Raw genomic sequence first — 26,438 nt, forward strand, 5'->3', positions numbered from 1 at the left:
TGCGGTGCGCAATTCCCAACTCCCCCCGGCCAAACACCGCGGACCCCGGCATGTCGGGCCCCGCCGGCCGGCGGACCCCCCCCGCCGGGCCGGCACCGCGGTCGCCCGATCGCAGGAAGGGAGAACTGATGACGACGACGCACGTGGCCCGCCGCCGGCGCGGCCGGCTCGCGCTGCGCAACACCGCGGTGGGCTGGACGTTCCTGCTGCCGAACTTCGTCGGCTTCGCCGTGCTGACCCTGGTGCCGGTGCTGCTGCTGTTCTACTACGCCTTCACCAGCTGGGACGTCTTCGGCGGCGCGGAGTGGACCGGCCTGGCCAACTTCCGCCAGCTGGCGCACGATGCCAGCTTCTGGAAGGCGGTGACCAACACCGTCTACTACACGGTGCTGCACATCCCGCTGACCCTGGCCGCGTCGCTCGGCCTGGCCCTGCTGCTCAACCGGCGGCTGCGGGGCGTCGCGTTCTTCCGCACGGTGGCCTTCTTCCCCTACATCACCTCGATCGTGGCCCTGGCCCAGGTCTGGAACATGTTGTTCAGCCCGACCTACGGACCGATCAACGAGGTGCTGCGGGCGATCGGCATCGCCCACCCGCCGGGCTGGACCACCTCGGCCGGCTGGTCGATGCCCGCGGTGATCATCGTCGGGACGTGGCGCGAGATGGGCTACTACATGTTGCTGTTCCTGGCCGGACTGCAGACCATCCCGGCCCAGCTCTACGAGGCGGCCACCGTGGACGGTGCGAACGCCTGGCAGAAACTGCGCTCGGTGACGTTGCCCGGCCTGCGGCCGACGACGTTCCTGGTCACCGTTCTGCTGACGATCGGCAGCTTCAAGGTCTTCGACCTGATCCTGGTGATGACCAACGGCGGCCCAGGGCAATCCACCCTGGTGCTCTCGCAGTACATCTTCCAGAAGGGATTCGGGGAGAACCAGTTCGGCTACGCCTCGGCCGTCTCCGTCGTGCTGTTCGCGCTCTGCTTCCTCATCACGGTCGTGCAGTTCCTGGTGAACAAGAGGAGGAACAGCTGATGAGCGCCGTCCTGCAGGCTCCGGCCCCGGGCCGCGGGCTGCCCCTCGAACCGCGGCATCCGCGCCGGAAGGGCGGTCCGGCACGGCGGATCGCCGGCTACACCGTGCTGATCGTCGCGGCGGCGCTGGTGTTGCTGCCGTTCTACTGGATGGTGATGTCGTCGCTGAAGATCAACAGCGACGTGTTCACCATCCCCGTCCGCTGGCTGCCCGACCGGGTCGTCTGGTCCAACTACCTCGACATCTGGCAGAAGTCGCACCTGACGACCTGGCTGCGCAACACGTTCGTGCTCTCGCTCGCGATCACCGTGCTCCAGGTGCTCACCGGCAGCTTCGCCGCGTACGGCTTCGCGAAGGTCCGGTTCCCGGGCCGCAACGCACTGTTCCTGGCCTATCTCGGCACCATCGCCGTGCCCTGGCAGTCCTACATGATTCCGCAGTTCGTGCTGCTGTCGAAGCTGCACCTGTCGAACACCCTGTGGTCGATCATCGCGTTGCAGGCGTTCAGCGCGTTCGGCGTCTTCCTGATGAAGCAGTACTACGAGTCGATTCCCGACGAACTGATCGACGCGGCGCGGATCGACGGGATGAGCGAGTACGGCATCTACCGCCGCATCATGCTGCCGCTGTCGGTGCCCGCGCTGGCCAGCCTGGTCCTGCTCACGCTGGTGAACACCTGGAACGACTACCTCGGGCCGCTGCTCTACCTGCGCAGCCCCAGCCTGTGGACGATCCAGATCGGACTCAAGTCGTTCATCTCGCAGTACAACGCCGAATACGCGCTGATCATGACGGGCTCGGTGCTGTCCGTGCTGCCGATCGCGGTCATCTTCCTGGCCGGGCAGCGCTACTTCGTCGAGGGCATCGCGACGACGGGCCTGAAGGGATGAGCCGGGCGCGGATCCGCCACGAGGTGTTCGGCCTCATCTTCGGCGTCGTCTACACGGGTCTGGCGACCAACGCCCTGCTGGTCGTCTTCTGCCTGCCGGTCGTGCTCGTGCTGCTGACCACCGACCCGGCCCGCTCCTGGCCGCTGCTCGCGCTCCTGGCGCCCGGCTGCGCGCCCGCGGTGTGTGCGGCGTTCGCGGTGCTCGGCGCGTACGGGAAGGAGCGCGACGCCGCGGTGACCCGGACCTTCCTGAAGGTTTGGCGGGCTTGTGCGCCGCGCGCTCTGGCGGCCGGCGGGATCGCGTCGGCCGCGCTCGTGGTCCTCGGCGTGGACGCACGCGCCGCGTGGGGCCGGCCGATCGGGGCGCTGGTGCTGCCGCCGCTCGTCACCCTCATGGTCCTGGTGCCGGCCGTGACGATGCTGGTCCTGGTGGTGCTCGCCGAACGGCCGCGGGCGCGGCTGCGCGACGCCGCCCGGGTGTGCCTGTTCCTGGCCGTTCGCCGCTGGTATCTGACCGCGCTGTCGCTGGTGGTGCTGGCCGTGTTCGAGGGGTTCCTGGCCCGGAGTCCGGCGCTCGCGCTCGGCCTGGCCGGGGCACCTCTGCTCTACGTGGTGTGGGCGAACGGCCGCTTCACGCTCAGCACTGTCTTGCCCCTTCGGAAAGGACTTACATGACGGCGATCGACGTCCGTCCCGCTCCCGACGCCGACGCGACCGAACGCGCGGTGGCCGCCGCTCTGCGCGTGGTCGACGCGAACATCGCCGAGTTCGGCGACCGCTACCCGGGCGACACGACCGTCCACAACAGATATCACCTCCGGCCGGGCCCGGACGGCCTCCCGGACGGCACGAACACCGGTTGGACGACGAGTTTCTGGCCCGGCATGCTGTGGCTCGCCCTCGAACTGACGGGTGACGAGCGCTACCTCAGGGCGGCAACCGCACACGTTCCCGGCTTCGCCGACCGCATCTCGACCCAGTCCGATGTGGAAACCCACGACCTCGGCTTCCTCTACACGTTGTCGTGTGTGGTGGCGTGGCGGCGAACCGGTGACCCGAAGGCCCGGCGGGCCGCGCTGGCCGCCGCCGAGCACCTGCTGAACCGGGTCCTCGAACCGGCCGGCATCATCCAGGCCTGGGGCGACATGGACGATCCGGATCAGCGCGGGCGCACGATCATCGACAGCCTGATGAACACGCCGCTGCTCTACTGGGCCGGCGAGACCACCGGTGACCCGCGCTACGCCGCCGTCGCCCGTGGCCACGTCGAACAGTTACGCGACCACATCCTGCGGGCCGACGACACGACGTACCACACCTTCTACTGGGACCCGGCGACCGGCGAGCCGCTGCGGGGCGAGACCGAGCAGGGCAGCGCCGACGATTCCTGTTGGGCACGCGGGCAGGCGTGGGGCATCTACGGCTTCGCCCTCAACCACCGCTACACCGGCGATCCCTCGTTTCTGGTCGCCGCCCGGCGCTGCGCCGACTACTTCCTCGCCCACCTGCCGGCCGACCGGGTCGCCCACTGGGACCTGGTCTTCGGCGACGGCAGCGGCCAGGACCGGGACAGCTCGGCGGCCGCCATCGCCGTCTGCGGCCTGCTGGAGCTGGGCGGCGACCGCTACCGGGCGGCGGCCGGGGCCATCCTCGAATCGCTGATCGCCCGGTATTCGACCGCCCCGCATCCCGAGTCGAACGCCCTGCTGCTGCACGGTGTCTACGACAAGCCGAAGGGCATCGGCGTCGACGAGGGGACGCTCTGGGGCGACTACTTCTATCTCGAAGCGCTGACCCGGATCAGCCGGCCCGGCTGGACCAACCACTGGTGAGGAGACCCGCCCCGATGGACTACCGCTACCACTGCTACATCCCGGCCGCCCCGGGCCGCAACGAGTTGCCGTTCAACCCCTGCACGCTGCTCGACTTCACGCTGCTGAAACTCCAGGCCGGGCAGACCTGGTCGGGCGAGTCCGGCGACCGCGAGATCCTGGCCGTGGTGCTCGGCGGCCGGGCCGACTTCACCATCGGCGCCGAGAAGTTCCCGGCCGTCGGCGGGCGGTCCGACGTGTTCGCCGGCAAGCCGCACTCGGTCTACATCCCGGCCGGCTCGACGGTCACGGTCGAGGCGGTCGGCCCGGTCGAGATCGCCCTGCCCAGCGCGCCCAGCGACCTGGACGTCCCGCCGTACGTCGTCGAGCCGGCCCGGGTCGCCGCCGGCCGGTGGGGCGCCGCGAACTTCGGCCGCACCTACCACCAGATCCTCACCGAGGTCTCCCAGCCCGACCTGCCGGCCCGGCGGCTCATCGTCGGCGAGACCTACACGCCGTCCGGCAACTGGAGCACCTATCCGCCGCACCGGCACAAGGTCGACAACCTGCCGGCCGAGGCGGCGCACGAGGAGATGTACTACTTCCGGATCAACCCGGGCGACGGCTTCGGGATCTGCCGGATGTACACCGACGAGGGCTACGAGGAGAACTTCACCGCCCGCGACCACGGCGTGCACATGATGCCGGAGGGCTACCACACGGTGGTCAGCGCGCCCGGCTACACGACGTACTATCTGTGGTTCCTGGCCGGCACCCAGCGCACCCAGGGCGCCCTCGAGGACACCGACCTGGCCTGGGTCGGCCGCACCGTACCGATGATCCGCGACCTGGGGCACTGACGTGATTCTCGACCGCTTCCGTCTCGACGGCCGCACCGCGCTGGTGACCGGGGGCAACCGCGGGCTCGGCCGGGCGAGCGCGATCGCGCTCGCCGAGGCGGGCGCGGACGTGGTGCTGCTCGGGCGCTCCGATCCGGCCTCCACATTGGAGCGGATCGCGGCGCTCGGACGCCGGGCCTCGTTCGTCGCCTGCGATCTCGCCACGGCCGGGGCGGCCGGGATCGCCGAGTCGGTGGCTTCGGCCGGTCCGGTCGACATCCTGGTCAACAACGCCGGCACGATCCACCGGTCACCGGCCGTCTCGGTCGCGCCGGGGGAGTGGGACGTGGTGCTCACGGTCGACCTCGACGCGGTCTTCCACCTCAGCCAGGCGGCCGGGCGCGGCATGCTCGCGCGAGGCCGAGGGGCGATCATCACGATCGCCTCGATGCTGTCCTTCCAGGGCGGCATCAACGTGCCCGCGTACGCCGCGGCCAAGCACGGCGTGGTCGGCCTGACCAAGGCGCTGGCCAACGAGTGGGCCGGGCACGGGGTCAACGTCAACGCGATCGCCCCCGGCTACATGGCGACCGACAACACGAGCGCGCTGCGCGCCGACCCGGCCCGCGCCGAGGCCATCCTCGGGCGCATCCCGGCCGGGCGCTGGGGCACCCCGGACGACCTGGCCGGCGCGGTGGTCTTCCTGGCCTCCGACGCCGCCCGCTACCTGCACGGCGCGGTGCTCCCGGTCGACGGCGGCTGGCTGGCCCGCTGACCCAGCCGGGCGGCCCGGGGACCGGGACGCCGGCCCGGGCAGTGACGTGTGACTATGTCGTCATGGCGGAGGAACCGACCTGGCAGGAGACGTACGCCCCGCAGATCCGCGCCACAGCCGAGCTGGTGCAGCGGCTGATGCGGGAGATCCCGGCCCGGCAGTGGGAGCAGGCCGCGGTCACGGTGGACGACCTGGTGGCGAACTACCGGGTCATGGCGCCGGCCGGCTCCTGGCTGGAGGGCATCATGGCGGTCTGCATGATCACGGCCGGCCGGGTCGCCGAGGTGGCCGGGCGCCCGGCGGAGGGCGCGGACCACATGCGTGAGGCGATCCTGATTCTCCAGACCGTCGGCCTCAGCTATCCCCATTTCCGCAACGACCTGCCCGAGGCCGTCGAGCATCTGCGCCGGCTGCAGTGGGTCAACCGCGGCCTGCGCCCCCGGCGCCGTGAAATCGGCGAGGTCAACTACATGCACATGCTGTGAGGCGAGCCGCATCAGATCGCGGATCGGCGGCGGATGACGGCGACGGCGAGCAGGACCGCGATGAGGGCGAGACCGGCCGCCACGGCCATGCCGGCGTCGTAGCCGATGGTGACGGAGAGAGCCCGGTCGGCGTCGTGCCGGCTGGCGGTGACCGATGCCGCCACGCCGGCGAGGACGGCGAGCCCGACCGCGCCGCCGATCTGCTGCGAGGTGGTGATCAGGCCCGAGGCGGCGCCGGCCTGGTTCGGCGCCAGTCCGGCGGTGGCGGCGGCGTAGGTCGGCGCGAAGGTCATGCCGTAGCCGGCGGCCATGACCAGCAGGCCGGGCAGCACCGACCGGACATAGCTGCCGTGCACCGGCAGGAAGCACAGCCACAGCATTCCCAGCGCGACCAGGCTCGGCCCCAGGGTCAGGAAGCGTCGCCGGCCGAACCGGTGCACGAGTTCGCCCACCCGGGTGGAGACGCCGCCGAGGATGACCGGGAAGGGCGCGAACGCGAGGCCGGTCCGGATGGCGTCCCAGCCCTGGATGTCCTGCATCCACAGGGTGAGCACGAAGAACATACCGAGGTTGCCGCCGTAGACGCAGGCCATGATCAGGTTGGCCCCGGTGACGTTGCGGAACCGGAACATCGTCAGGTCGATCAGGGGCTGCGTGGCCCGGGACTCCCGGATCACGAACGCGGTCAGCAGAAGCACCGCGCCGGTGAGGGCACCGATGGTGGCCGCGCTGCCCCAGCCCCACACCGGCGCCTCGCTGAAGCCGAAGACCGCACCCATCAGCCCAGCTGTGACCAGAGCGGCCCCCGCGATGTCCAACGAGCGGAACTGGTGCTGCGGAGCGTGGGCCGGCACCAGGCGCGTGACCAGGATGCTGATGACGACGCCGACGGGAAGGTTGATGAGGAAGTTCCAGCGCCAGTCGGCGTACTGGGTCAGGACGCCGCCCAGCAGCAGGCCGACGGCGGCGCCGCCGGTGGCGATCATCGACCAGAAGCCGAGGGCCTTTCCCCGCTGCCTCGGGTCGGGGAAGGTGACGATGACGATCGACAGGGCGCTGGGGGCCATGAAGGCGGCCGACAGCCCCTGCAGGCCGCGGAAGGCGATCATCTCCGGCAGCGCGGTGCTGACGGCGATGAGCAGCGAGAACGCGGTGAACGCGAGCATGCCGACGACCAGCACGCGCCGGCGGCCGTAGAGGTCGGCGGCCCGCCCGCCCAGTAGCAGGCATCCTCCGAAGGTCAGCACGTAGGCGGTCACCAGCCACTGGATCGAGCTGTCGGACGCACCGAGGTAGGCCTTCATGACCGGCAGGGCGACGCTGATGATGGCGGTGTCGAGCACGACCATGAACTGAGCGATGCCCACCAGGGTGAAGATCAGCCAGGGCCGGGCCGGTGCGGAGGTTCTCGTCCGGTCGGGCGCAGTCGTAGACATGGCGAACCTCAGGCGAGCCGTGCGACCAGGGCGCCGGCCTGGTCGTCGAGGGCGTCGGCCACGGTCTGGTCCTCAGCCTGCCGGGCGCGCCAGTGGGCGATGCGGTTGTCGAGGTCACGCCGGGCGGGCAGGGCCTGGATCTCCGCGTTGACGTGCTCGCGGTGCGAGTCTGCCGAACCTCCAGCGCTGGAGGTCAAGCTCAGCCGGCCAGGTTGAGCACCGTGAGGCTGTCGTCCTTGCTGTTGCTCACGTAGCCCCGGGTTCCGTCCGGCAGCACGGCGATCGACGTCGGGGCCTTGCCGGTCGGGAGCGTCGCGGTCACCTTCAGGCTGTCGGCCCGGATCACCGACAGGCTGTCGCTGGCGCTGTTGACGACGTACGCGTAACGGCCGTCCGGCGACCAGTGCAGGCTCAGCGGCTCCTTACCGACCGGGATGGTCGCCCGCACCGAGTCGGTCCGGGTGTCGATCGCGCAGACCGACGCGGCGGCCCAGTTCACGTTGATCAGTAGCGGGCGGCGCGGGTTCTGCTCGACGCTGTGCGGGGCCGCACCGACCTTGATGTTCTTGATCGGCTTCAGCGTGGCGGTGTCGACCACCGTGATGAAGTTGGACTCGTGGTCGGCGACGTACGCGCGCTTGCCGTCGAGTGAGAACGAGACGTAGTGCGGCTCGGGCGGCACGGTGATCTCGGTGAGCTGCACCATCCGCTTCGTGTCGATCACCGTGATCGTGTGCGAGTCGTGGTTGGGCACGTAGAGCCGGCTGCCGTCCGGGGTGACCGCGGGCAGGAACGGGCGGGTGCGCACCCGAATCGTCTTCTTGACCGTGTTGTCGGTGGTGTCGAGGACGCTGACCGCGTGCACGCTTCCGCCCCGCTGATCCCACAGGCTCACGTAGACGTAGCGCCCGTCGGGTGAGAAGGACAGGAACTGGGCCGGGCCGGGCATCTTGATGTCGCTCGTGGTCACCCGGTTGTCGCTGGTGTCGAGCACGGAGACGGTCTGGTTGCCGTCGGCGATGTAGAGCTGGTGGCCGTTCGGGGAGGCGGCGACGTAGTTGGGTGCGGTCGGGAGTTTCACGCGCGTACCGATGGAAGGAACCGCGACCGCCGCGGCAACCGTAGATGCCGGCGACGGGGAGGCCGCGACAGTGGGGGAGACGGCCGACGAGCGAGCGGCGCGAGCGGCCAGGAACCAGGTGCCACCCCCGACCATCATCACGACCACGAGCAGGATCGCCAGCCCGGTGAGCAGCCGCCGAGGCCGCCGAGTGCGTAAGGCGGCGGCGGGAGGCGGCGGCGGGACGACCGGCGGGGCCGCGACCGGGGGAGCCTCGCGCGGCGCGGCGGCGGCCGCCGCGCCCAGCGCCACCGCGTATTTCGGGTGCGCGTCGGCGACCGTCGGCCGCCCGATCTCCTCGGCGATCATCCGCTCGATCAGCGGGATCCGGGACGATCCGCCGACCAGCAGCACCGCCGACAGCTGATCCACCTCGAGGTGGGCGGTGTGCACCGCGCGCACCAGCGTGCCGATCGTGGACTCGATCGGCGCCCGGATCATCCCCTCGAACTCGGCCCGGGTGAGCGGGGCGAAGAACTGCCGGTGCGGCAACAGCACCGGGATGGTCGTCTCGGTGTCGGCCGAGAGCGCCTCCTTGGCCCGCACACACTCCTGCCGCAGGGCGGCCAGCGCGGCCGCCGCCTGCGGATCGGACAGGTCGAGCTCGGCCAGCGCGCCCCCGTACCGGTGGTTGATCCACTGCAGGATCGCCTCGTCGAAGTCGATGCCGCCGAGCCGCTCGATGCCGTCCGGGTCGCCGATCACCTCCACGACGCCGTCCCGTTTGCGCAGCACCGTGGCGTCGAAGGTGCCGCCGCCGAGGTCGTAGACGGCCAGCGTCTCGCCGTCGGACAGCAGCCGGGAGGCGCCGTAGTAGGCGGCCGCCGCCTCCGGCTCGGTCAGCACCACCTGGCTGCGGACCCCGGCGAGCGGCGCCACCTCGTCGAACAGCTCCCGCCGGTACGGGCCCCAGTTGGCCGGGCAGGTCAGCCCGACCCGGTCCGGCGGGCCGCCCTCGACCTTGCTCACCGCCTCCAGCACGTGCCGCAACTGGGCCGCCATCAGCGCGGTCACCTGGTGCGGCACGCCGCCGAGGACGATCGGGGTCGGGTCGCCGAGCCGCCGCTTGAAGCCGCGCTCGACCCGGTCGGGGTGGCTGAGCCCGCGCCGCTCGGCGGCCTCGCCGAAGACCAGGCCGGCCGACTCGTGCAGGTAGACGACGGCCGGGCTGACCACGGTCTGGTTGCCCAGCGTGCACATCTCGGTGCGGCCGTTGCGCGAGATTGCCGCCGCTACGAAGGTCGTACCCAGATCGACGCCGAGGTCGTAGCCCAAAGCACCTCCCAGAAGGTGTCCCCAGCTTCCCGGTCCGGCCCCGCCGTTGACCAGGCGGGCTACCCGTAAGAGGTAGGGCCTGCACCCCTGTCGGGGTGGGGCCGGGAACCAAGACAATGAGCCGATGAGCGCCCGGACCGAGCACTGGAACCGGCGGCGCGCGCTGGAGCGACAGCTGCACGACGGCCCGGCCCTGCGGATCGCCGCGCTCACCCTGCGGCTCGGGCTGCTCGCCGAGAAGGCGGGCGGCGACCTCCAGCCCGACATCGAGGATCTGCAGACCCAGCTCCACCTGGCCCTGGGCGAGCTGCGCGCGATCGCCGAGCAGATCTACCCGCCGCTGCTGCACACGGCCGGCCTCGGCCCGGCGGTGGTCGAGCTGGCCGGTCAACTCCGGATTTCCGTACGCGTGGACGCCCCGCCCGCCCGCTTCGACCCGGCGGCCGAGGGCGTCGCCTACTACGCCGTACGCGAGGTTCTCGAACGACTGCCACCGACCACCCGGACGGTGGACATCACGGTTCGCCGGGCGGCGGGCGGCCTTACGCTCGACGTCACCGGTCCTGGGGCGGGCGACGAGGGGGCGATCAGGGTGAGGATTCCGTGCGGGTAGCTCTGGCCGAGGACGGGGCGTTGTTCCGCGACGGCCTGGTCATGTTGCTCGAGGCGGCCGGGCACGACGTGGTCGGCTGCACCGCCGACGGCGACTCCCTGGTCCAGCTGCTGGCCGCCGAGCCGGCCGACGTGGCGATCCTCGACATCCGGATGCCACCCGAGCCGGACGGTGGCCTGGTCACCGCCGAGCGGTTGCGGGCCGCCCACCCGAAGCTCGGTCTGCTGTTCCTCTCCCACTACGCCGAGGCCCACTACCTGATGCGGGTCCTGCGGATCGGCACCGAGGCGATCGGCTACCGGCTCAAGGAGAAGGTCGGCAGCGTCGACGTCCTCGGCGACACGCTGGACCGGATCCGGGACGGCGAGATCGTGATCGAGCCGGTGCTGGCCCGGCGCCTGGTCGAGCAGCCGTCCGGGAACCGGCGCGACGTGGTGGCCGCGCTGTCGCCGCGCGAGCTGGACGTGCTGCGACTGATGGCCGAGGGCCGCTCGAACGGCGGCATCGCCGGTCAGCTGGTCCTGACCCCGAAGGCGATCGAGAAGCACATCGCCCACATCTTCACCAAGCTCGGGTTGCCGGCCGACGCGGCCGAGCACCACCGCCGGGTGCTGGCCGTGCTGACCTATCTGAGGTTGCACCAGGATGCCGCGTAGAGCGGCCGTCGTCCTGGTCGTCTATCTTCTGCTGAGCCTGGCCACCTTCGCGCGCTGGGTGCCGTTCGCCGTGGCCGCGGTGGCCGTGGCCGTGCTCCCCGCGCTCGCCCGGCCGGCTCCCGCCCGGCGGCCGCGGGACGCGGCGCTGCCCGGCCTCGCGCGCGACCTGGCCGAGGGCACGAAGGCCCGCCGGGCCACGATCTGGCTCGCGGTAGGCGAGAAACTGGTCGCCACCGCCTCGCACCCACCCTCCGATGTGGACAGGCCGGACACCGCCGAGAACCTGGCCGTGCTGCTGGCCCGGCCCGGGCTCGGCCATGTGGTGCCGGTGCTCGACCGGGCCGCGTTGCGGGCCGTGCTGTCGATCGAGAAGCCGGAGCTGCCGGTCACCCCGGCCGACCGGGTGCTGATGCAGGACGTGGCGACCGGGGCCGCGCTGCTGCTGCGGACGGTCGCGCTCAACGCCGAACTGGCCGACCGCGTGCGCGACGCCGACCGGCTCGCGGCCGAACTGGACACCTCCCGCAAATGCCTCGCGGAGGCCCGGCGGACCGAGCGGCGCCGGCTGCTCGGCGAGCTCACCCGGGCCACCTCGGGCCGGCTGGTCACCCTGCGCGGGCACGTCACGGCCGCCCGGGACGGGCTGGGCGATTCCCGTACGGCGGGGACCGCGCTGGCCACCGCCCGGACCGAGGTGGACGAACTGCTCGACCGGTTCCGGGTGATCGCCCGCGGGGTCTATCCGGCTGTCCTGCGCGGCCAGGGCCCGGGACCCGCGCTGGCCGAGATGATCGCCGACCTGCCGCGGCCGGTTCTGCTCACCGGCGACCTCGGGTTGCGGGTCGCGTGGGAGATCGAGTCCGCGGCGTACCAGGTCACGTCCGCGGTCCTGAACCTGCTCGGAGCCAAGCCCGGCCCCGGGATCGAGGTGCGGCTGACCCACGAGGACGGCCGGGTGCGGGTGCTCGTGCACGACCCGGCGCCGTCGGTGACGGCGCCGCACGTCCGGGACGTCCTGGTCGACGACATCGAGCGGCTGGTGGCGCTGGGCGGCGACGTGGACTGCCCGGACACCGAGGACGGCCTGCGGCTCACGGCGTGGCTGCCGGACCGCCTCGACGCGCTGCTCGACGGCGGGCCGGCCGCGTGACGGCAGGCCTCGTGGCCGAGGCGGTGTTCCAGACCGTCGTGCTGACCGGCTTGGCCCTGCTCCTGCTCGGGTATCCGCGGGCACCGGGCCGGGACGGTTCGCTCGTGGTCGCGGTCGGCTCGGCCGCGCTGGGTGCCGCCGCCGGGTGGGTGCTGCCGCCCGCGCGGAGCGGCGCCCTGCTGTTCGGGGCGGCGCTGCCCGCGCTCGCGATCGTCCTGTTGCGGCCGCGCGGCCGCGACGACCTGACCGGCGACGAACGCGCGCGCATCCGGCTGCTGTCCGCCCTGGTGGCCGGTCTGACCACGATCGCGGTCGCGGTGCAGATTCTGATCCGCGATCAGCCGGTGCTGCTGTGGGCCGGGCGGATCCTGCCGGTCGCGATCGCGGCCGAGATGCTGGTGGCGCGCCGGCGCGAGACGTTCCCGGCCGTCCGGCGCCGGCTGCGGGCCGGCCTGCTGACCGCGCTCGTCGCCACGCTGATCGGCGGCCTGTTCACCGAGCTGAACACCGTGGTGGTCGCGGCGATCGCCGCGGCGCCGGCCGCGTTGCTGCTGCACCCCGCGTACGCCCGCACGGGGCGCCTGCTCGACCGGTGGCTGGACGGGCCGCGGCCGACGCCGTACCGGGTGCTCGCCGAGATCGGGTCACGTATCGACCGGGGCGCGCCCGACCTGGACCGGGTCGCCGAGGCCGTGGGGCAGGCGCTGAACGCGCGGACGTGCCGGTTGACCGTCCGCCGCCCGGACCGCCCCGACCGGCGCTACACCTGGCCGGGCCCGGTCGCCGACGACGAGGCGCTGGTCACCCTGCCGGTCGAGGAGCTGGGCTGGATCGCCGTGGACCGGGCGACCGGCCGGGACGCCTACCGGCAGCGGCTCCTGGCCGACATCGCCGACAGCCTCGTCCCGGTGTTCGAGGCACACCGGCTCGGCATCGAGCTGGAACGGCAGCTCCGCGCCGTACGCTCGCACGCGGCCGAGATCGCCGGATCGCGCCGCCGGCTGGTCGCCGAGATGGACGCCGAACGCCGCCGCATCGAACGCGACCTGCACGACGGAGCCCAGCACCACCTGGTCTCCCTCCGGCTCGCGCTCGGGCTGGCCGAACACCGGGTCGCCACGGGCACAGCCGAGGAGGCGCTGGCGGCGCTCGACCGGGTGAGCGGGCTGATCGATGACGCGGAGGCGGTCATGGCCCGGACGGCGGTCGGGGTGAACTCGCCGCTGCTGGCCGAGAAGGGCCTGGTGGCGGCGCTGCGGTCGGAGCTCTCGGTCGAGGTCACGACGCGCGGCGACGTCGAGGCCCGGCTCCCGGAGGCGGTGGCCGAGGCGGTCTGGTTCTGCTGCCTGGAGGCGGTCGGCAACGCCCGGAAATACGCCGCCGGGGCGAGGCTGGAGGTCAGCGTGGTCCGGGCCGCCGACCGCCTGGAGTTCGGCGTGCACGACGACGGCCCGGGCTGGGACATGGCGGTCAACGACGGCTCGCCGGGCCGGGACGTGGCGGCGGATGGGGGCTCGCCGAGCCGGGGCATGCGCAATCTGGCGGCGCGGGTGCGGTCGCTCGGCGGGGTGCTGACGGTCCGGTCGGCGCCCGGCGAGGGCACCCGGGTCGACGGATGGATTCCGCTGCCCGACGAGTCGCTGGTCGCCGTGGTGCGGGCGGCGATCGCGGAGCATGGCGGCTCGCCCGAGGCGCGAAAGGTCGGCGACGAGCTGGACCGGGCGGCCGGCGGGACGCGCCGCGAACAGATCGTGGCCGCCGACGCGGCCCTGCGGGCGTTGCACGGGCTGAGCCACGGCTCGGCCGAGATGCGGCACCGGCTCGACCGGATCCGCTCCGGCCGGCACGAACTGGCCGAGGTGGCGGCGATCGACCGGCTGCGCGCGGACGGCGTCGGCCTGTCGGCTGAGGAGGCCGAGGAGGCGGCCCGCCTGCTGGGCGAATCCGGGGCGGATGGGCGCAGCCGGCTCGGCCTCGACCCGGACGCCGACCGGTCGGTCGTGCTCACCGCCGCCGGGCGGGCGCTGGCCGTCTGGCGGGGGCGGGCCTCACATCCGGCGACCGCCCCGCCCCTACGCGAACTCGCCGGCACCGTGGTCCGCTCGTGCGAGCGCCTATTGCACCAGCTTGCGGGCCCGTAGCCGCAGCTCGTGGACCGATTCGAGGTCGGTGTCGATGTCCTTGAGGGCCTGCTCGGGGCGCTGGCACTCGGCCGCCCGGTCGCGCATCGCCGCGGCCTCGGCCGACAGCCGGCGGGTCCGCTGCCGCACCGCGTCGCTGACCGCCGCGTGCAGTTCCTGCTCGACCGCCCGCACCGCGTCGCGGGCCTGCTTGGACAGCGTCATCCGGAACGTGTCGACGGCCGACCGCAGATCCCCGATCGCCTCCGCGTTACGCCGGCCGGCCTGCCGCTGGCGCTCGCCGGCCAGCGCGGCGCCGCCCATCGTCAGCGCGCCGAGGGCGCCCGCGGCCACGGTCAGCCAGAGTGGCAGATCGAGGCCGAAGACCCGCGGCAGCACCACGGCGATCATCATGCCGCCGTAGGTGGGCATGACGACCCCGAGCAGCCGGGGCGCGAGCGACTGGCGCTCCGGCCGGGCCGGCCGGGGACCCGGGGCGGCCGGCGGGTCCAGCGTGATCGTCGCCGTGGGCGCCGGGACGGTCAGGTCGAGTGTGGTGGCGAGCCGCTCGGCGACGGCCGCGGTCGCCGAGCGCAACATCTGCCGCAGTTCGCCGGCCTCGGCGGCCAGGCGGTCGCGGAGCCAGGAGACGGTCTCGTCGCCCGCCTCGATCCGGGACGTGCCCTCCTCGACGAGCGACCGCAGGCGCATCTGCACGGCGTACTCGAAATCGGAATCGAGCGCCGACAGCGCGTCGCCCAGCTGGCGTGGCCACCGGGCCGCGTGCTCCTCGAACCCGCGGCGCCGCCGCTCGGCGTGCCGCGACTCGGCGTCGAGCCGGGCGCCGCGGCCCGGCTCGACCAGGGCGGCCCGCCGGCTGCGGAGGTCCACCTCGAGCGACTCCAGCGCCCGTTCGATCGCGGCCGGCAGCTCGGTGGTGCCCGCCGCCCGCAGGCGGCGGGCCAGATCCGGTCGTGAGTTGGCCTCGGCCCCCTCGAGGACCAGCCGGACGATCTCGTCCCGTTCGCTGTGCTCAGTCGTGACCGTCATCGTGCACCTCCTCGGCCGGTCCGCGGGTGGGGTCAGTGGCAGAACGTGTTCCAGTGGTGGTGGCCGTGGTCGTCGTGGTGACCGTGGTGGCCGCTCCAGTCGTCGTTCCAGCGGTGGTCGTCGTGGTGGTCGTGGTGGCGGTGCTCGTCGTGGTGGCGCCGGCCCTCGTGACGGTCGTAGTCGTTGCGCTGGTAGTCGTTCTCGTAGCTGTCGGTCTCGTAGCTGACGTGGGTGTGAGTGCTGTGCCACATGGCGTTTGTCCTTGTCTTTGTCGTTGTGTTGCTGACAAGGACAATCCTGTCGAATCCGCGGCCGCCGGACGACCGAGCAGACCCCCGTCTTCGGGGTAGGGACAGCACCCCCGCCGGCTACAGCTCGGGTCGGACGATCGAGCGCGGCGTGAGGCCGAGACCGCGTACGTGTCCGGCGATCTCGCCCAGTGTCGCCACCCAGACGTCGGCGTGGGAGGTCACGTGTTCCATCAGGCGGCCGAGTTCGCGGGCCCGGGACGGGCGCCCGGTCAGGAACGGGTGGTTGGTCATGACCCAGCAGCCGCCGGCCTCGCGGAGCGCGTCGAACTCGGCCTGCCACAGCTCGCGGGCCTTGGCCGGGGTCTCGATCAGGCCGCTGCCGGAGATGTCGGGCAGGTAGCAGAACTGCTCCCAGTCGTCGAGGCTCCACTGGATCGGGATCTCCACGAGGCTGCGCGAGGAATCGACGCGCAGCTCGTACGGCTCGTCGGCGTCCATCAGGCTCGAGTCGTACAGAAAACCGCGCTCCGCCAGGAGCGCGGGCGTCCGCCAGGACAGATCCCACATCGGGGCGCGGTATCCCGCGGGGGTCACGCCGGCCGTACGCCGCAGCGCGTCCAGCCCGCGGTCGAGCGCCTCGATCTCCTGCGCCGGGGTGAGCCCGGTCGGCTGCTCGTGCAGGTAGCCGTGGTGGCAGATCTCGTGCCCGGCGGCGGCGATCGCCCTGACCGTCTGCGGGTAGCGCTCGGCGGTGTATCCCGGAACGAAGAACGTCGACCGGATGCGGTGCCTCTCGAGCAGGCCGAGAAGCCGCGGGACGCCGACCAGCGGGCCGTACGCCTGGTGGCTGATCACGCTCATCCGGTCGGCGTTGTGTGGGGCGTTCCACAGGATCGCCGACTCGGCGTCGACGTCGAACGTGAACGCGGCCGCACCGGTGAAGCCGGGAGGCCAGTTCATCGCATCGCCATCAGGGTCACGAACTCGTACGCCACGTTGGCCGCCGCGACCGCGGTGATCTCGGCGTGGTCGTACGCCGGTGCGACCTCGACGATGTCGGCGCCGACCAGCCGCAGCGGCTGGAGTCCACGAAGGATCGCGAGGAGTTCGCGGCTGGTCAGGCCGCCCGCCTCGGGGGTGCCGGTGGCGGGCGCGAACGCCGGGTCGAGCACGTCGATGTCGACCGACACGTAGAGCGGCGAATCGCCGACGCGGGCCCGGATCCGGTCGATGATGCCGGGAACGCCGATGCTGTCGACGTCGCGACTGTGGATGGCGGTGAACCCGAGCGCCTCGTCGTCGGCGAGGTCCTGCCGGTCGTACAGGGAGCCGCGGAGACCGACGTGGGCCGACCGGCCCTTGACGATGAGCCCTTCCTCGCCGGCCCGCCGGAACGGCGTCCCGTGCGTGTACGGGGCGTCGAAGTAGGTGTCCCAGGTGTCGAGGTGGGCGTCGAAGTGGACGAGCGCGAGCGGCCCGTGCTGAGCGTGCAGCGCCCGCAGCACCGGCAGCGCGACGGTGTGGTCGCCGCCGAGCACCACGACCGGCCGCCCGTCCCCGACGACTTCGGCGACGCCGTCCCGGATCTGGCCGAGCCCGGCCTCGATGTCGAACGGGTTGCAGGCGACGTCGCCGGCGTCGACCACCTGGGCGATCTGGAACGGCGCCGCGTCGAGGGCCGGGTTGTAGGGCCGCAGCAGCCGCGACGCCTGCCGGATGGCCGACGGGCCGAACCGGGCCCCGGGACGATAGGTGACGCCGGAGTCGAACGGTACGCCGAGGACCGCGACGTCGTAGGACGGCACGTCCTCCCGGCGCGGGAGCCGGGCGAAGGTGGTCAGCCCGGCGTACCGCGGAACCTGGAGCCCGTCGACCTGCCCGACGACGCCGTTTCCATAGTGGACATGTTGCTCGTTCACGCTTCCCCTTTTGAGATTCAGGCCCGGGTCCGGGTCTCGCCGCCGTTCACCTGGACGATCTGGCCGACCATCGCCTGGAGCCGGAAGTCGGCCAGCAGCGACACCGCGGCCGAGATCTCGTCCGGTGCCCCGATGCGGCCGAGCGGGATCGCCGTCGCATACCCGGCCTTGATATCGGCCAGTGGTAGCCCGGCCGCGTCGGCATCGACCAGCAGCTGAGGCGTGTCGATGACGCCGGGGGCGATCGCGTTGACGACGACGCCGTCCGGCGCGAGCTCGCGCCCGAGCGTCTTCACCAGGGCGATCAGCCCGGCCTTGGAGGCGGCGTACGCGGTCGCCTCGGGCCACCCGGTCACGCCCCACCCGCTGGAGATCACGATCACCCGGCCCTCGCCGCGGGCCCGCATGCCGGGCACGGCCGCGCGGATCAGGTGGAACGTGCCGGAGAGATTGGTGTCGACGACCCGCCACCAGTCGGCCGGATCGTGGTCGAGGAAGGGCGCCATGCTCATGTACGCATGGTTGGCGACCAGCACGTCGAGGCGCCCGAAACGCCGCTCGACCGTTTCGACGAGGGCGGCGACCGCGGCCGGATCGTGCATGTCGGCCGCCATCGCGACGCCGCCGGCCCGCGCGGCCACCTCGTCGAGGGCCGCGCTCGGCACCCGGTCGTTGACGACCACGGTCGCGCCGTCCGCCGCCAGCCGGGCGGCGTGGGCCGCGCCCATGCCCTGGGCGGCGCCGGTCACCAGGGCGACCCGGCCGGTGAGGTCAGTGGCACCCATTCAGATCACCGCTCCGGAGTTGGGGTTGAGGACCTCGCCGACGGCGAACGTCCCCTCGTCGAGCAGCCACGCCACGCACAACGCGACCTCTTCGGGGCTGGTCAGGCGGCGTACCGGCAGGGTGGCCAGATAGCCGGGTGCGCGCCACGGCGAGTCGGGGGCGAGCAGCGGGGTGTCGGTCGGGCCGGGCGCGACGGCGTTGACGCGTACGCCCGCCGGCGCGACCTCCGCGGCAAGGCTGCGGACCAGGCCGAGGATGGCGCCCTTGGCCGCCGCGTAGTGGGCGTCCTCGGCGCCGCCGCCGACCGCCAGCTCGCTGGCGATGGCGACGATCTGCCCGGACCGCCGGTCGAGCATGCCGGGCAGCGCGGCCCGGGTGAGGTTGGCCAGGCCGCCGAGGTGCACGTCGAGCATCCGCCGCCAGTGCTCCGGCTCGATCTGTTCGATCGGCCGCATCTCGTAGTAGCCGGCCACGCTCACCGCCGCCTGGACCGGGCCGAGGCCGGCGACCGCCTCAGCCACGGCGGCCGCGTCCCGGACGTCGATCTTGGCCGAGAAGTCACATCCGGAGACGTCCGCCAGGTCGAGGCCGGCCACCCGCCAGCCGCGGTCCTTCAGCTCGGCGGCGACCGCGGCGCCGATCCCGCTGGCCGCGCCGGTCACCACCGCGAGCGGGCTCACAGGCGCGCCTCCTCTTCCACCGGGATCGACGTCGCCGGGATGCGGCCGCGCATCGAGGTGAAGATCACCGCGCCGACGACGCCGAGGACCGCGACCGCGATCCAGACCGACCAGTCCAGGTAGCGGTCGGCGTTGACCGCCCGGGGCCAGGAGATGTTGAGGAACTCGAACGCCGCCCAGAGCACCGCGATCACGGTCAGCGGGAGCGACCACCGGCCGAGGCTGAACGGCCCCGGCTGCCACGTGCCGCGCAGCTGCACGGCCAGGGCGCCGACCAGGGCGAACAGGAAGGCCAGGAAGAAGCCGCCGGTGGTGAAGTTGACCATCAGCAGGTAGACGTTCGGGGACACGTTGCTGAGCAGGAACAGCAGCGCGCCGATCACCGTCGTGACGAGGATGGCGACGACCGGCTGTTTCTGCCCGCGGGAGAGCCGGGCCAGCAGCCGGGGCGCGGGCAGCGCGTTGTCGCGGGCGAACGCCCAGATCATCCGGGAGCCGGAGGTCTGCAGGGCGAGGAAGCTGGCCAGGAAGCCGAAGACGAACAGCACCTCGACCGGCCGGGCGATGCCGCTGCCCAGCGCGGCGGTCAGCGTGCCGTAGACCGGGTCGGCGACGTGGTTGGGGGCGTCCGGGGCCGAGGTCACGTCGCCCATGTTCGGGATGGCCAGGATGATCGCGAGGCTGGAGTACATGACCACGATCGCGATGAAGGTCAGCGAGAAGATGACCGCCTTGGGCAGGTTGCGCCGCGGCTCGTGCACCTCCTCGGCGATCGCGCCGGCGCTCTCGAAACCGACGAACGACCAGCCGATGAACGCCACCGCGACCAGGAACGGCCCGGAGAGCGAGAAGTAGCCGTGCCCGCCGTGGGTGAGCACCGAGAGCGGCTGGTGGCGGTGGAACAACAGCAGCCACGTGCCGAGGCCCAGCGACCCGATGACCTCGGCGACGATGCTCGCCGACATGAAGATCTTGAGGGCCTGGCGGCCGATGAGGTTCAGCGCCGTGCCGGCGATCAGGATCGCCGCCGCGATCCAGGATTTCTGGCCGGCGGTCGGTGCCTCGACGCCGAAGATGTTGGCCAGGAAGCCGGCCGCGCCGAGGGCGACCGTCGCCATCGCGATGACCAGGGTCCAGAGGTACGCCCATCCGGCGAACCAGCCGTAGCCCTTGCCGACCAGGCGCCGCGACCACTGGTAGATCGAGCCCTCCAGCGGCCACCGCGAGACCAGCTGGCCGAAGACCAGCGCGACCAGCAGCTGCCCGGCGAAGACGAGCAGGAAGCCCCACCAGAACGTGCCGCCGGCGACGCCGATCGCGAGACCGAAGATGCCGTACAGCGCCACGATCGGCGAGATGAACGCGAAGGCGAAGGCGAAGGACGACCACAGCGAGAACTCGCGCTTCAACACGTGGTCGGGATTGGTTGTCGAGGACTCGTTGCTCATCGGACCTCCGGGGATGGCATTCGGAGAAAGATCCCGGGGATATGAGGCAAAGCACAAGGTCAAACCCTTATTACGGTACGAGACGACGTGCGCGCGGTCGCAGGGTTGTACGATCCTCCAAAGGAGCAGCCCGTGCCGGACATCCCGCCGCCGACCACGCTGGCCGACCTCGTCGGCGAGCCCTCGCTCGAACTCCAGTGCGCCTATCCGGCGGCCGGACTCGACCGGCCGGTCCGCTGGGCGCACTCGACCGAGCTGCTCGACCCCTCGCCCTACCTGTCCGGCGGCGAACTGGTCTGCACCGTCGGGACCGCCGTCACCGGCGACGAGACCGCCCGCCGCTTCGTCGACGCGGTCGCCGCCGTGGGCGCCAGCGGCATCTGCTTCGGCACCGGCGACGTCCACGACAGCGTGCCCGAGGCGCTGCTGGCGGCCTGCCGGGCCCACGCGCTCCCCCTGCTCGTGGCGCCGTTCGGCCGGCCCTTCATGGCGATCAGCGAGTGGATCGCCGACCGTCGCGCGGACGCCGACGCCCACGCCCGCACCGCCGAGCTCCGGGCGGCCGAGCGCACCGGCGAGCTGATCACGCTCGTCGCCGAGCGCCTGGCCGCTCCCGCGGCGCTGGAACCGCTCGCCACGGCGGCCGGCCTGACCGCGTACGCCCTGGTCTTCTCCGCCTGGCCGGCCGGCGCCGTCCGGCGGCTCACCCGGTCGCTGGCCGGCGTGGCCGCCCTGTTCGGCGAGACCCCGGCCATGGCCTTCGCGGTCACCTCGTCCGACGCCCCGCTGCGCCGCGCCGCGGCCGAGCTGAGCCTGCCCTGCGGCTACAGCCGGACCGTCTCACTGGCCGAGGCCTCCCGCGCCCTGGCCGAAGCCCGGGCCGCCTTCGACCTGGCCCAGCGCCGCCACGACGGCGCGGTCGGCCCGGAAGGACTGGCCACATTGGAGGGTCTGCTGGCCCAGCAGCCACCGGACCGGCTGGCCCCGTTCGTCGACCGCCTGCTCGAACCCCTGCTGCGCTGCGACCGCGAACGCCGCACGCACTACGTTCCGACGCTGCGGGCCTTCCTGGCCCACAACGGGTCCCTGATCGATACCGCGCGGGCTCAATATCTCCACGTCAACACGGTCCGCCACCGCCTGGAGCGGGTCCGCGACCTGACCGGCTGCAACCCGCTCGAAGCGACCGCCCGCACCGACCTGCTGATCGCCCTGTGGGCCCACGACCACCTGGGCCCGACCCGCGGCTAGTGTCCTGAGTCGTTAAATTGTCAGTGGGTGCGGTGGTGAATGTGCCGTCTCCGACTGCGGTGCCGATCGTGCTCACCGACGACGAACACGAGCAGCTTCCGGCGTGGTCACGGCGCCCGACGAGTGCGCAAGCACTCGCGTGGCGAGCTCGGGTGGTGCTGGCCTGCGCCGCCCCGGGCGCGACACCGAACGGGCAGATCGCCGAGGAAGCGACCGCCGACGCCGCCGTCGAGCAGGTCATGACGACCACGCTGGAGACCACGCCGAAGGACGCCACCCACTGGTCGACCCGGTCGTTGGCGGCCGAGGTCGGCCGGTCACAGTTGCCGTTGTTGCCCGGAACCCGGCGCGGGGCCGCCACGATTACGTGCGGGCCGGCACCTCCGGCCTTCACGCCGGGCTGAACCTGGCCACGGGCAAGGGTATCGGCTTGCTGCACGCCCGGAGTTCAAGAAGTTCCTGCAAACCCTGGACCGCGACGTCCCCGCCGACCGGGATGCAACGCCTCAACCCACAAACCCCGGCGATCAAACGGTGGCGACTGGATCGGGACCTGGAACGACAACCCCCGGCCCCGCATCTGGACCAAAACCGCCGACCAGATCCTCGAATCCGGCGCCCGCTACCGCACACGCGTCAACGACTCACGACTCTAGGTCTTGGATATCCAGGTGGGGTGGGCCAGGACGAAGTTGTCGAGCGTGTCGCTCTTGGCGTTCTCGAACATGGTGATGCTGTCGGGGTAGAGGCCCTCGGACTCGCCGACGCCCGGCGGGGCCTGGTCGCCCGGGATCGGGTCGTACTTGCCGCCGTTGGTCTTGATCGTGACGATCTTGTCCGGGTTGATGTCCTTCATGCCCAGCGCCCAGTCCTCGAGCGAGATGCCGCCCAGGAAGACGGTCATGGCCTTGCCGATGGAGTTGAGCAGGGTGGGCAGCTTGGTCGGCGACTGGAGGCCCTGGCTCACGGCCGTCTTCATGATCGCCTTGATCAGCTGCTGCTGGTGCCGCTGGCGGTCGTAGTCACCCTGGTTGTGGGGCTCCAGCAGGTCGCGTTGGCGGGCGAAGTCGAGCGCCTGGGTGGGGTTGAGGCACTGATTGCCGATCTTGTAGCGGTTCGGCGTCACGCCCGGGACCGGGCGCGGGTTGGTGCCCGCCGCGGTCGTCGTGTACGGCACCGCCTGCTTGCCGTCCTTGGTGTGACCGATGTGGATCGAGGTCACGTTCTGGTCGACGTACAGGCAGACCTTCTTCAGGACGCCGAGGATGTCCTTGAAGCCGTCATAGTTGATGATCGCGGCCGCATCGGGCTTGATGCCGAAGCGCTGCTGGATCGTGTTGGCCAGCAACGTGGTGCCGTGCGTGATGGCGTCGTCACCGTCGAGCTGCATGCTGCCGAACGCGAAGGCTGCGTTGATCTTGTTCATGCCACCGGCGTACTTGTATTTGCCGTTGTTGAACGCCGGGATCTGCACCAGGAAGTCGCGCGGGATCGACAGCATGTACGCCCGGGAATGGTCGGCCGGGATGTGCAGCAGGATGATCGAGTCGGTGTGGCTCGCCTTGCCGGTCTTCGACCAGCTGGGGCGCGTGTCGAGGCTGGCCAGCAGGATGTTCTTGGCGCCCTTGATGGAGACGTTCTTGCCCGCCGTGCCGTCCGGGCCCGACCCGAGGTCGTGGTCGGGAATCGCCGCGTCGGCCTTGGCCACCGCGACCTTGGCCGTCGTGAACGCGGCGCCGCTCAGGACGACCAGGACGAGTCCGGCCGCTAGAGAGACGCGCGCCCAGATCGACGATTTCCTGCGTTTGGCGCGCTGTTCGATCGACACGGTTTGGGTCCTCCCCGGCTTTTGTCCGGCGGACTCTAGCCGATCACGTCGACCGGCCGGAAAGCGCCTACGGATGCTGCGCGCCCAGCGCTTCCACGTAGACGCTGTAGAGGGACCGGCTCGCCGTCATGAACAGGCGGTTCTTCTTCACGCCACCGAACACCAGGTTCGAACACGTCTCCGGCAGGTGGATGCGGCCGAGCAGCGTTCCGTCGGGCGCGTAGCAGTGGACCCCGTCGAACCCGGCCCCGCCGTCGCCGGCCGCCGCCCACAGATTTCCGTCCCGGTCACAACGGATCCCGTCCGAGCCGCCCGGTGCCATGTCCACGAAGACCCGGCCGTCGACCGGCCGCGTGCCGTCCATGTCGAAGACCCGGATGTGGCCGACGTCGACCACGTAGAGCCGGGTCTCGTCCGGCGAGAAGCACAACCCGTTGGGCCGCGACATGCCCTCGACGACGGGTGAACCGGCGCCGGTCGACGGATCGATGCGCCAGACGTACCGGCCGATCTCCTCCTCCGCCCGGTCGCCCTCGTAGTTGCCGGTGATGCCCCAGCCCGGATCGCTGAACCAGACCGCTCCGTCGCGGCTCACGATGACGTCGTTGGGCGCGTTCAGCGGCCGTCCGTCGTACGAATCCATGAGCACTGTGATCGTGCCGTCGTGGTTGGTGCGGGTGACCCGGCGGGTCAGGTGCTCGCAGGTGACCAGCCGGCCCACCAGGTCGCGGGTGTTGCCGTTGGCGTTGTCGGACGGCTCCCGGAACGGCTCGACCCGGCCCGTGCGCTCGTCCCACCGCAGGATCCGGTTGTTGGGGATGTCGGAGAACAGCAGGTAGTGGCCGTCGCCGAACCACACCGGTCCCTCCAGCCAGCGGCCGCCGGTCCACAGCCGCTCGACCACCTCGTGCCCGACGACCAGGCCGGCGAACCGGGGGTCGACGATCTCGATGGCCGGATCGGGAAACCGCACGATCGTCCGGTCCGCGTCCCACGCATACACGGCGTCACCCCCTGCCCACGTACGGCATCTTGGTTGCCATCACGGTCATCGTCAGCACATTGGCGTCCAGCGGCAGCGACGCCATGTACCGGACCGCCCGTGCCGCCTCGGTCATGTCCATCACCGGCTCGGGCCGGACGCTGCCGTCGGCCTGCATCGTGCCCGTGACCATTTCGGTGGCCATACCGGTGCCCGAGCCGGTCGCCGCGTTACCGATGTCGATCTGCCCGCACGCGATGTCGTACGGCCGCCCGTCCAGCGCCGTCGACCTGGTCAGCCCGGTGATCGCGTGCTTGGTCGCCGCGTACGCGATCGACCGCGGCCGGGGCGTGTGCGCCGAGATCGACCCGTTGTTGATGATCCGCCCGCCGGGCGGATCCTGGCTCCGCATCACCCGGAACGCCTCCCGGGTGCACAGGAACGCGCCGGTCAGGTTGACCGCCACCACCCGGTTCCAGTCGGCCAGCGACAGCTCGTCCAGCTCGACCCCGGGCGCCGACGTGCCCGCGTTGTTGAACAGCAGGTCCACCCGCCGGTGCCGGGCCACCACGGTCTCGAACAGCCGCCGCACCCCCGCTTCGTCGGTCACGTCGGTCGGCACCGGATCGATGCGGTCGGTCCCGGCCGCCACCTCGTCCAGCGCCTGCGCCCGGCGCCCGGCGATCACGACCAGCCACCCGTCGGCCGCCAGTTCCCGCGCGGTCGCCGCCCCGATCCCGCTCCCGCCGCCGGTCACGACGGCCACTCTGCCACTCATGAAAGATCATCCTGCCATCCGGAGGCCGCCTCTAATATGGACTCATGCCAATCGATGTCGCCGCGCTCACCGCGGCGAGCGGAACCGAGCTGGCCGAGATCTTCGCCGGCCTTCATGAGGCGGGACCCGTCCATCAGGCCCGTTACCACGACGTCGACATGTGGCTGGTCACCGGCCACGACGAGGCACGCAAGCTGCTCACCGACGCGCGGCGCTTCTCCAACCGCGAGTCGTACGCGAATCCGGCCGCGCAGGCCTCCCCGATGCTCGTGCATCAGGATGTTTCCGGCCTGCCGCCGATGCTGCCGTTCCTCGACCCGCCCGACCACACCCGGCTGCGGCGGCTCATCAACAGGGTGTTCACGCCGGCCCGGGTCGAGCGGCTGCGGCCCTCGGTGCAGCAGATCGCCGACGAGCTGCTCGATGCCATGGCCACGCGGGACGAGTGCGACCTGGTGCGCGACTTCGCCTTCCCGCTTCCGGTGTCGGTGATCATGCGGCTGGTCGGGGTGCCGGCCGAGCGCGGCGAGGACTTCCACCGGTGGGCGGGCCTGTTCGCGACCGGCGATCCGGAGAAGATGCCGCTGGTGCCGGCCGCGATGGCGGAGATGCTGGCGTTCGCCGGGTCGCTCGTCCGGCAGCGGCGGGCCCAACCGGAAGACGATCTGTTGAGTGCGATGGTCACCGCGACCGAATCCGGTGAGGCGATGACGCCCGAGGAGGCCGCGGCGATGGTGTTCGCGCTGGTCGCGGCCGGTCACGAGACCACGCTCAACCTGATCGGCAGCGGCATGCTGACGCTGCTCGACAACCCGGCGATGCCGGCCGCCCTGCGGGATGACCTGTCCGGCGTCGACGCGGCGGTCGAGGAGTTGCTGCGCGTGGACGCCCCGGCGAAAATGACCGCCTTCCGGTACGTGGTGGAGGACGTCGAGCTGGCCGGCACGCGGATGCGCGCCGGCGACGTGGTCGCCGTGCTGCTCGCCGCGGCCAACCAGGATCCGCGGCGCTTCTCCGGCGGCGCCTGCCCGCACCTGGCCCCGGAAACGGGAACCCCGCACATCGCGTTCGGCGCCGGGGTGCACTTCTGCGTCGGCGCGCCGCTGGCCCGGCTGGAGGCGCGGATCGCGTTCCGCGGGCTGCTCGGGCGCTTCACCGACTTCGAGATCACGGTGCCGCGTGACGAGCTGCGGTGGAAGGCGAGCCTGTTCGTGCGGGGGCCGCTGAGCCTGCCGATGAGGTACCGCCTTCGCTGAGACGGC

General features: G+C 71.8%; 26 protein-coding genes and 1 pseudogene. 14 read left to right on the top strand and 13 right to left on the bottom strand.

Annotated elements, in window-relative coordinates; genetic code table 11:
- Positions 1 to 128: 128 nt before the first annotated feature.
- From AB0M88_RS35855 to AB0M88_RS35885, 7 genes are all read left to right on the top strand, one after another.
- Positions 129 to 1,034 carry a sugar ABC transporter permease gene (locus AB0M88_RS35855; RefSeq protein WP_364110263.1) on the top strand — a complete coding sequence of 302 codons (906 nt, stop codon included), beginning with the start codon at positions 129 to 131 and terminating at the stop codon, positions 1,032 to 1,034.
- Entirely contained in the window at positions 1,034 to 1,924 is an 891-nt protein-coding gene (locus AB0M88_RS35860; RefSeq protein ID WP_364110265.1) for a carbohydrate ABC transporter permease, read from the top strand. Before AB0M88_RS35855 ends, AB0M88_RS35860 begins: the two co-directional genes overlap by 1 nt.
- Positions 1,921 to 2,598, top strand: a complete 678-nt coding sequence (locus AB0M88_RS35865) for a hypothetical protein (RefSeq protein WP_364110266.1) — start codon at positions 1,921 to 1,923, stop codon at positions 2,596 to 2,598. The genes AB0M88_RS35860 and AB0M88_RS35865 overlap by 4 nt, the downstream gene beginning before the upstream one ends.
- Positions 2,595 to 3,755 (top strand): glycoside hydrolase family 88 protein, encoded by a 1,161-nt coding sequence (locus AB0M88_RS35870; protein ID WP_364110268.1) that lies wholly within the window; start codon positions 2,595 to 2,597, stop codon positions 3,753 to 3,755. Before AB0M88_RS35865 ends, AB0M88_RS35870 begins: the two co-directional genes overlap by 4 nt.
- Positions 3,756 to 3,769: 14 nt before the next feature.
- A complete protein-coding gene (iolB, locus tag AB0M88_RS35875) occupies positions 3,770 to 4,594 on the top strand; it encodes a 5-deoxy-glucuronate isomerase (RefSeq protein WP_364110269.1) in 825 nt (274 codons plus the stop codon).
- Position 4,595: 1 nt separating this feature from the next.
- Positions 4,596 to 5,348 carry a 2-dehydro-3-deoxy-D-gluconate 5-dehydrogenase KduD gene (kduD, locus tag AB0M88_RS35880; protein ID WP_364110270.1) on the top strand — a complete coding sequence of 251 codons (753 nt, stop codon included), beginning with the start codon at positions 4,596 to 4,598 and terminating at the stop codon, positions 5,346 to 5,348.
- 62 nt (positions 5,349 to 5,410) lie between these two features.
- A complete protein-coding gene (locus AB0M88_RS35885; protein WP_364110271.1) occupies positions 5,411 to 5,833 on the top strand; it encodes a hypothetical protein in 423 nt (140 codons plus the stop codon).
- 11 nt (positions 5,834 to 5,844) lie between these two features.
- Here the strand turns inward: AB0M88_RS35885 and AB0M88_RS35890 are convergent, their stop codons facing one another.
- From AB0M88_RS35890 to AB0M88_RS35900, 3 genes are read right to left on the bottom strand one after another with little or no spacing between them, the layout of a single operon-like run.
- Entirely contained in the window at positions 5,845 to 7,269 is a 1,425-nt protein-coding gene (locus AB0M88_RS35890) for an MFS transporter (protein ID WP_364110273.1), read from the bottom strand.
- Positions 7,270 to 7,277: 8 nt separating this feature from the next.
- Positions 7,278 to 7,466: a hypothetical protein gene (locus AB0M88_RS35895; RefSeq protein WP_364110274.1), complete on the bottom strand. Its 189-nt coding sequence runs from the start codon at positions 7,464 to 7,466 to the stop codon at positions 7,278 to 7,280.
- 2 nt (positions 7,467 to 7,468) lie between these two features.
- On the bottom strand, positions 7,469 to 9,664 hold the full coding sequence (locus AB0M88_RS35900) for an Hsp70 family protein (protein ID WP_364110275.1): 2,196 nt from the start codon (positions 9,662 to 9,664) through the stop codon (positions 7,469 to 7,471).
- Between the two features lie 124 nt (positions 9,665 to 9,788).
- Between AB0M88_RS35900 and AB0M88_RS35905 the strand changes: the two genes are divergently transcribed.
- The 4 genes from AB0M88_RS35905 to AB0M88_RS35920 are packed head-to-tail and all read left to right on the top strand — an operon-like array spanning position 9,789 to position 14,224.
- Positions 9,789 to 10,277 (top strand): histidine kinase, encoded by a 489-nt coding sequence (locus tag AB0M88_RS35905; protein WP_364110276.1) that lies wholly within the window; start codon positions 9,789 to 9,791, stop codon positions 10,275 to 10,277.
- The gene (locus AB0M88_RS35910; protein WP_364110277.1) at positions 10,268 to 10,933 is read left to right on the top strand and encodes a response regulator transcription factor; all 666 of its coding nucleotides are present in this window, start codon (positions 10,268 to 10,270) and stop codon (positions 10,931 to 10,933) included. Before AB0M88_RS35905 ends, AB0M88_RS35910 begins: the two co-directional genes overlap by 10 nt.
- On the top strand, positions 10,923 to 12,083 hold the full coding sequence (locus AB0M88_RS35915; protein ID WP_364110278.1) for a hypothetical protein: 1,161 nt from the start codon (positions 10,923 to 10,925) through the stop codon (positions 12,081 to 12,083). Before AB0M88_RS35910 ends, AB0M88_RS35915 begins: the two co-directional genes overlap by 11 nt.
- Entirely contained in the window at positions 12,080 to 14,224 is a 2,145-nt protein-coding gene (locus AB0M88_RS35920) for a histidine kinase (protein ID WP_364110279.1), read from the top strand. Before AB0M88_RS35915 ends, AB0M88_RS35920 begins: the two co-directional genes overlap by 4 nt.
- Here AB0M88_RS35920 and AB0M88_RS35925 read toward each other — a convergent pair.
- The 7 genes from AB0M88_RS35925 to AB0M88_RS35955 form a co-directional block, all read right to left on the bottom strand.
- Positions 14,198 to 15,253 (bottom strand): hypothetical protein, encoded by a 1,056-nt coding sequence (locus AB0M88_RS35925; RefSeq protein WP_364110280.1) that lies wholly within the window; start codon positions 15,251 to 15,253, stop codon positions 14,198 to 14,200. The genes AB0M88_RS35920 and AB0M88_RS35925 overlap by 27 nt on opposite strands.
- Positions 15,254 to 15,285: 32 nt before the next feature.
- The gene (locus AB0M88_RS35930; RefSeq protein WP_364110281.1) at positions 15,286 to 15,504 is read right to left on the bottom strand and encodes a hypothetical protein; all 219 of its coding nucleotides are present in this window, start codon (positions 15,502 to 15,504) and stop codon (positions 15,286 to 15,288) included.
- Positions 15,505 to 15,621: 117 nt separating this feature from the next.
- Positions 15,622 to 16,464 (bottom strand): polysaccharide deacetylase, encoded by an 843-nt coding sequence (locus tag AB0M88_RS35935; RefSeq protein ID WP_364110282.1) that lies wholly within the window; start codon positions 16,462 to 16,464, stop codon positions 15,622 to 15,624.
- Complete coding sequence (gene speB / locus AB0M88_RS35940) at positions 16,461 to 17,423, bottom strand: agmatinase (RefSeq protein ID WP_364110283.1); 963 nt, start codon at positions 17,421 to 17,423, stop codon at positions 16,461 to 16,463. The genes AB0M88_RS35935 and speB overlap by 4 nt, the downstream gene beginning before the upstream one ends.
- A 17-nt stretch (positions 17,424 to 17,440) precedes the next feature.
- Entirely contained in the window at positions 17,441 to 18,208 is a 768-nt protein-coding gene (locus tag AB0M88_RS35945; protein ID WP_364110284.1) for an SDR family NAD(P)-dependent oxidoreductase, read from the bottom strand.
- A complete protein-coding gene (locus AB0M88_RS35950) occupies positions 18,209 to 18,889 on the bottom strand; it encodes an SDR family oxidoreductase (protein WP_364110285.1) in 681 nt (226 codons plus the stop codon).
- Positions 18,886 to 20,337 (bottom strand): amino acid permease, encoded by a 1,452-nt coding sequence (locus AB0M88_RS35955; RefSeq protein WP_364110286.1) that lies wholly within the window; start codon positions 20,335 to 20,337, stop codon positions 18,886 to 18,888. Before AB0M88_RS35955 ends, AB0M88_RS35950 begins: the two co-directional genes overlap by 4 nt.
- Positions 20,338 to 20,469: 132 nt before the next feature.
- Here AB0M88_RS35955 and AB0M88_RS35960 point away from each other — a divergent pair, with 132 nt between their 5' ends.
- Positions 20,470 to 21,588 (top strand): PucR family transcriptional regulator, encoded by a 1,119-nt coding sequence (locus AB0M88_RS35960; protein ID WP_364110287.1) that lies wholly within the window; start codon positions 20,470 to 20,472, stop codon positions 21,586 to 21,588.
- A 41-nt stretch (positions 21,589 to 21,629) separates the two neighbouring features.
- Positions 21,630 to 22,244 (top strand): annotated as a pseudogene (locus tag AB0M88_RS35965) (hypothetical protein).
- Here the strand turns inward: AB0M88_RS35965 and AB0M88_RS35970 are convergent.
- The 3 genes from AB0M88_RS35970 to AB0M88_RS35980 all read right to left on the bottom strand — a co-directional run bounded on the left by AB0M88_RS35970 (position 22,241) and on the right by AB0M88_RS35980 (position 25,176).
- Entirely contained in the window at positions 22,241 to 23,416 is a 1,176-nt protein-coding gene (locus AB0M88_RS35970) for an LCP family protein (protein ID WP_364110288.1), read from the bottom strand. The pseudogene AB0M88_RS35965 and the gene AB0M88_RS35970 sit on opposite strands and share 4 nt — an antisense overlap.
- Before the next feature lie 67 nt (positions 23,417 to 23,483).
- Positions 23,484 to 24,419 carry an SMP-30/gluconolactonase/LRE family protein gene (locus tag AB0M88_RS35975; protein ID WP_364110289.1) on the bottom strand — a complete coding sequence of 312 codons (936 nt, stop codon included), beginning with the start codon at positions 24,417 to 24,419 and terminating at the stop codon, positions 23,484 to 23,486.
- A 4-nt stretch (positions 24,420 to 24,423) separates the two neighbouring features.
- Positions 24,424 to 25,176, bottom strand: coding sequence for an SDR family oxidoreductase (locus AB0M88_RS35980; protein ID WP_364110290.1), 753 nt, complete (start codon positions 25,174 to 25,176; stop codon positions 24,424 to 24,426).
- A gap of 44 nt (positions 25,177 to 25,220) precedes the next feature.
- On the opposite strand from AB0M88_RS35980, the gene AB0M88_RS35985 reads away from it, so the two are divergent.
- Positions 25,221 to 26,432: a cytochrome P450 gene (locus AB0M88_RS35985; RefSeq protein ID WP_364110291.1), complete on the top strand. Its 1,212-nt coding sequence runs from the start codon at positions 25,221 to 25,223 to the stop codon at positions 26,430 to 26,432.
- Positions 26,433 to 26,438: the final 6 nt, after the last annotated feature.

It is taken from the genome of Actinoplanes sp. NPDC051411, from assembly GCF_040682075.1.
Classification (GTDB): Bacteria; Actinomycetota; Actinomycetes; order Mycobacteriales; family Micromonosporaceae; genus Actinoplanes.

What these genes read in the sequence shown, in the direction of transcription:
- AB0M88_RS35855 (WP_364110263.1), top strand. Translation starts at nt 129, where the DNA reads ATGACGACGACGCACGTGGCCCGCCGCCGGCGCGGCCGGCTCGCGCTG.
- AB0M88_RS35860 (WP_364110265.1), top strand. Translation starts at nt 1,034, where the DNA reads ATGAGCGCCGTCCTGCAGGCTCCGGCCCCGGGCCGCGGGCTGCCCCTC.
- AB0M88_RS35865 (WP_364110266.1), top strand. Translation starts at nt 1,921, where the DNA reads ATGAGCCGGGCGCGGATCCGCCACGAGGTGTTCGGCCTCATCTTCGGC.
- AB0M88_RS35870 (WP_364110268.1), top strand. Translation starts at nt 2,595, where the DNA reads ATGACGGCGATCGACGTCCGTCCCGCTCCCGACGCCGACGCGACCGAA.
- iolB (WP_364110269.1), top strand. Translation starts at nt 3,770, where the DNA reads ATGGACTACCGCTACCACTGCTACATCCCGGCCGCCCCGGGCCGCAAC.
- AB0M88_RS35885 (WP_364110271.1), top strand. Translation starts at nt 5,411, where the DNA reads ATGGCGGAGGAACCGACCTGGCAGGAGACGTACGCCCCGCAGATCCGC.
- AB0M88_RS35890 (WP_364110273.1), bottom strand. Translation starts at nt 7,269, where the DNA reads ATGTCTACGACTGCGCCCGACCGGACGAGAACCTCCGCACCGGCCCGG.
- AB0M88_RS35905 (WP_364110276.1), top strand. Translation starts at nt 9,789, where the DNA reads ATGAGCGCCCGGACCGAGCACTGGAACCGGCGGCGCGCGCTGGAGCGA.
- AB0M88_RS35915 (WP_364110278.1), top strand. Translation starts at nt 10,923, where the DNA reads ATGCCGCGTAGAGCGGCCGTCGTCCTGGTCGTCTATCTTCTGCTGAGC.
- AB0M88_RS35925 (WP_364110280.1), bottom strand. Translation starts at nt 15,253, where the DNA reads ATGACGGTCACGACTGAGCACAGCGAACGGGACGAGATCGTCCGGCTG.
- AB0M88_RS35930 (WP_364110281.1), bottom strand. Translation starts at nt 15,504, where the DNA reads ATGTGGCACAGCACTCACACCCACGTCAGCTACGAGACCGACAGCTAC.
- AB0M88_RS35935 (WP_364110282.1), bottom strand. Translation starts at nt 16,464, where the DNA reads ATGAACTGGCCTCCCGGCTTCACCGGTGCGGCCGCGTTCACGTTCGAC.
- AB0M88_RS35945 (WP_364110284.1), bottom strand. Translation starts at nt 18,208, where the DNA reads ATGGGTGCCACTGACCTCACCGGCCGGGTCGCCCTGGTGACCGGCGCC.
- AB0M88_RS35955 (WP_364110286.1), bottom strand. Translation starts at nt 20,337, where the DNA reads ATGAGCAACGAGTCCTCGACAACCAATCCCGACCACGTGTTGAAGCGC.
- AB0M88_RS35980 (WP_364110290.1), bottom strand. Translation starts at nt 25,176, where the DNA reads ATGAGTGGCAGAGTGGCCGTCGTGACCGGCGGCGGGAGCGGGATCGGG.
- AB0M88_RS35985 (WP_364110291.1), top strand. Translation starts at nt 25,221, where the DNA reads ATGCCAATCGATGTCGCCGCGCTCACCGCGGCGAGCGGAACCGAGCTG.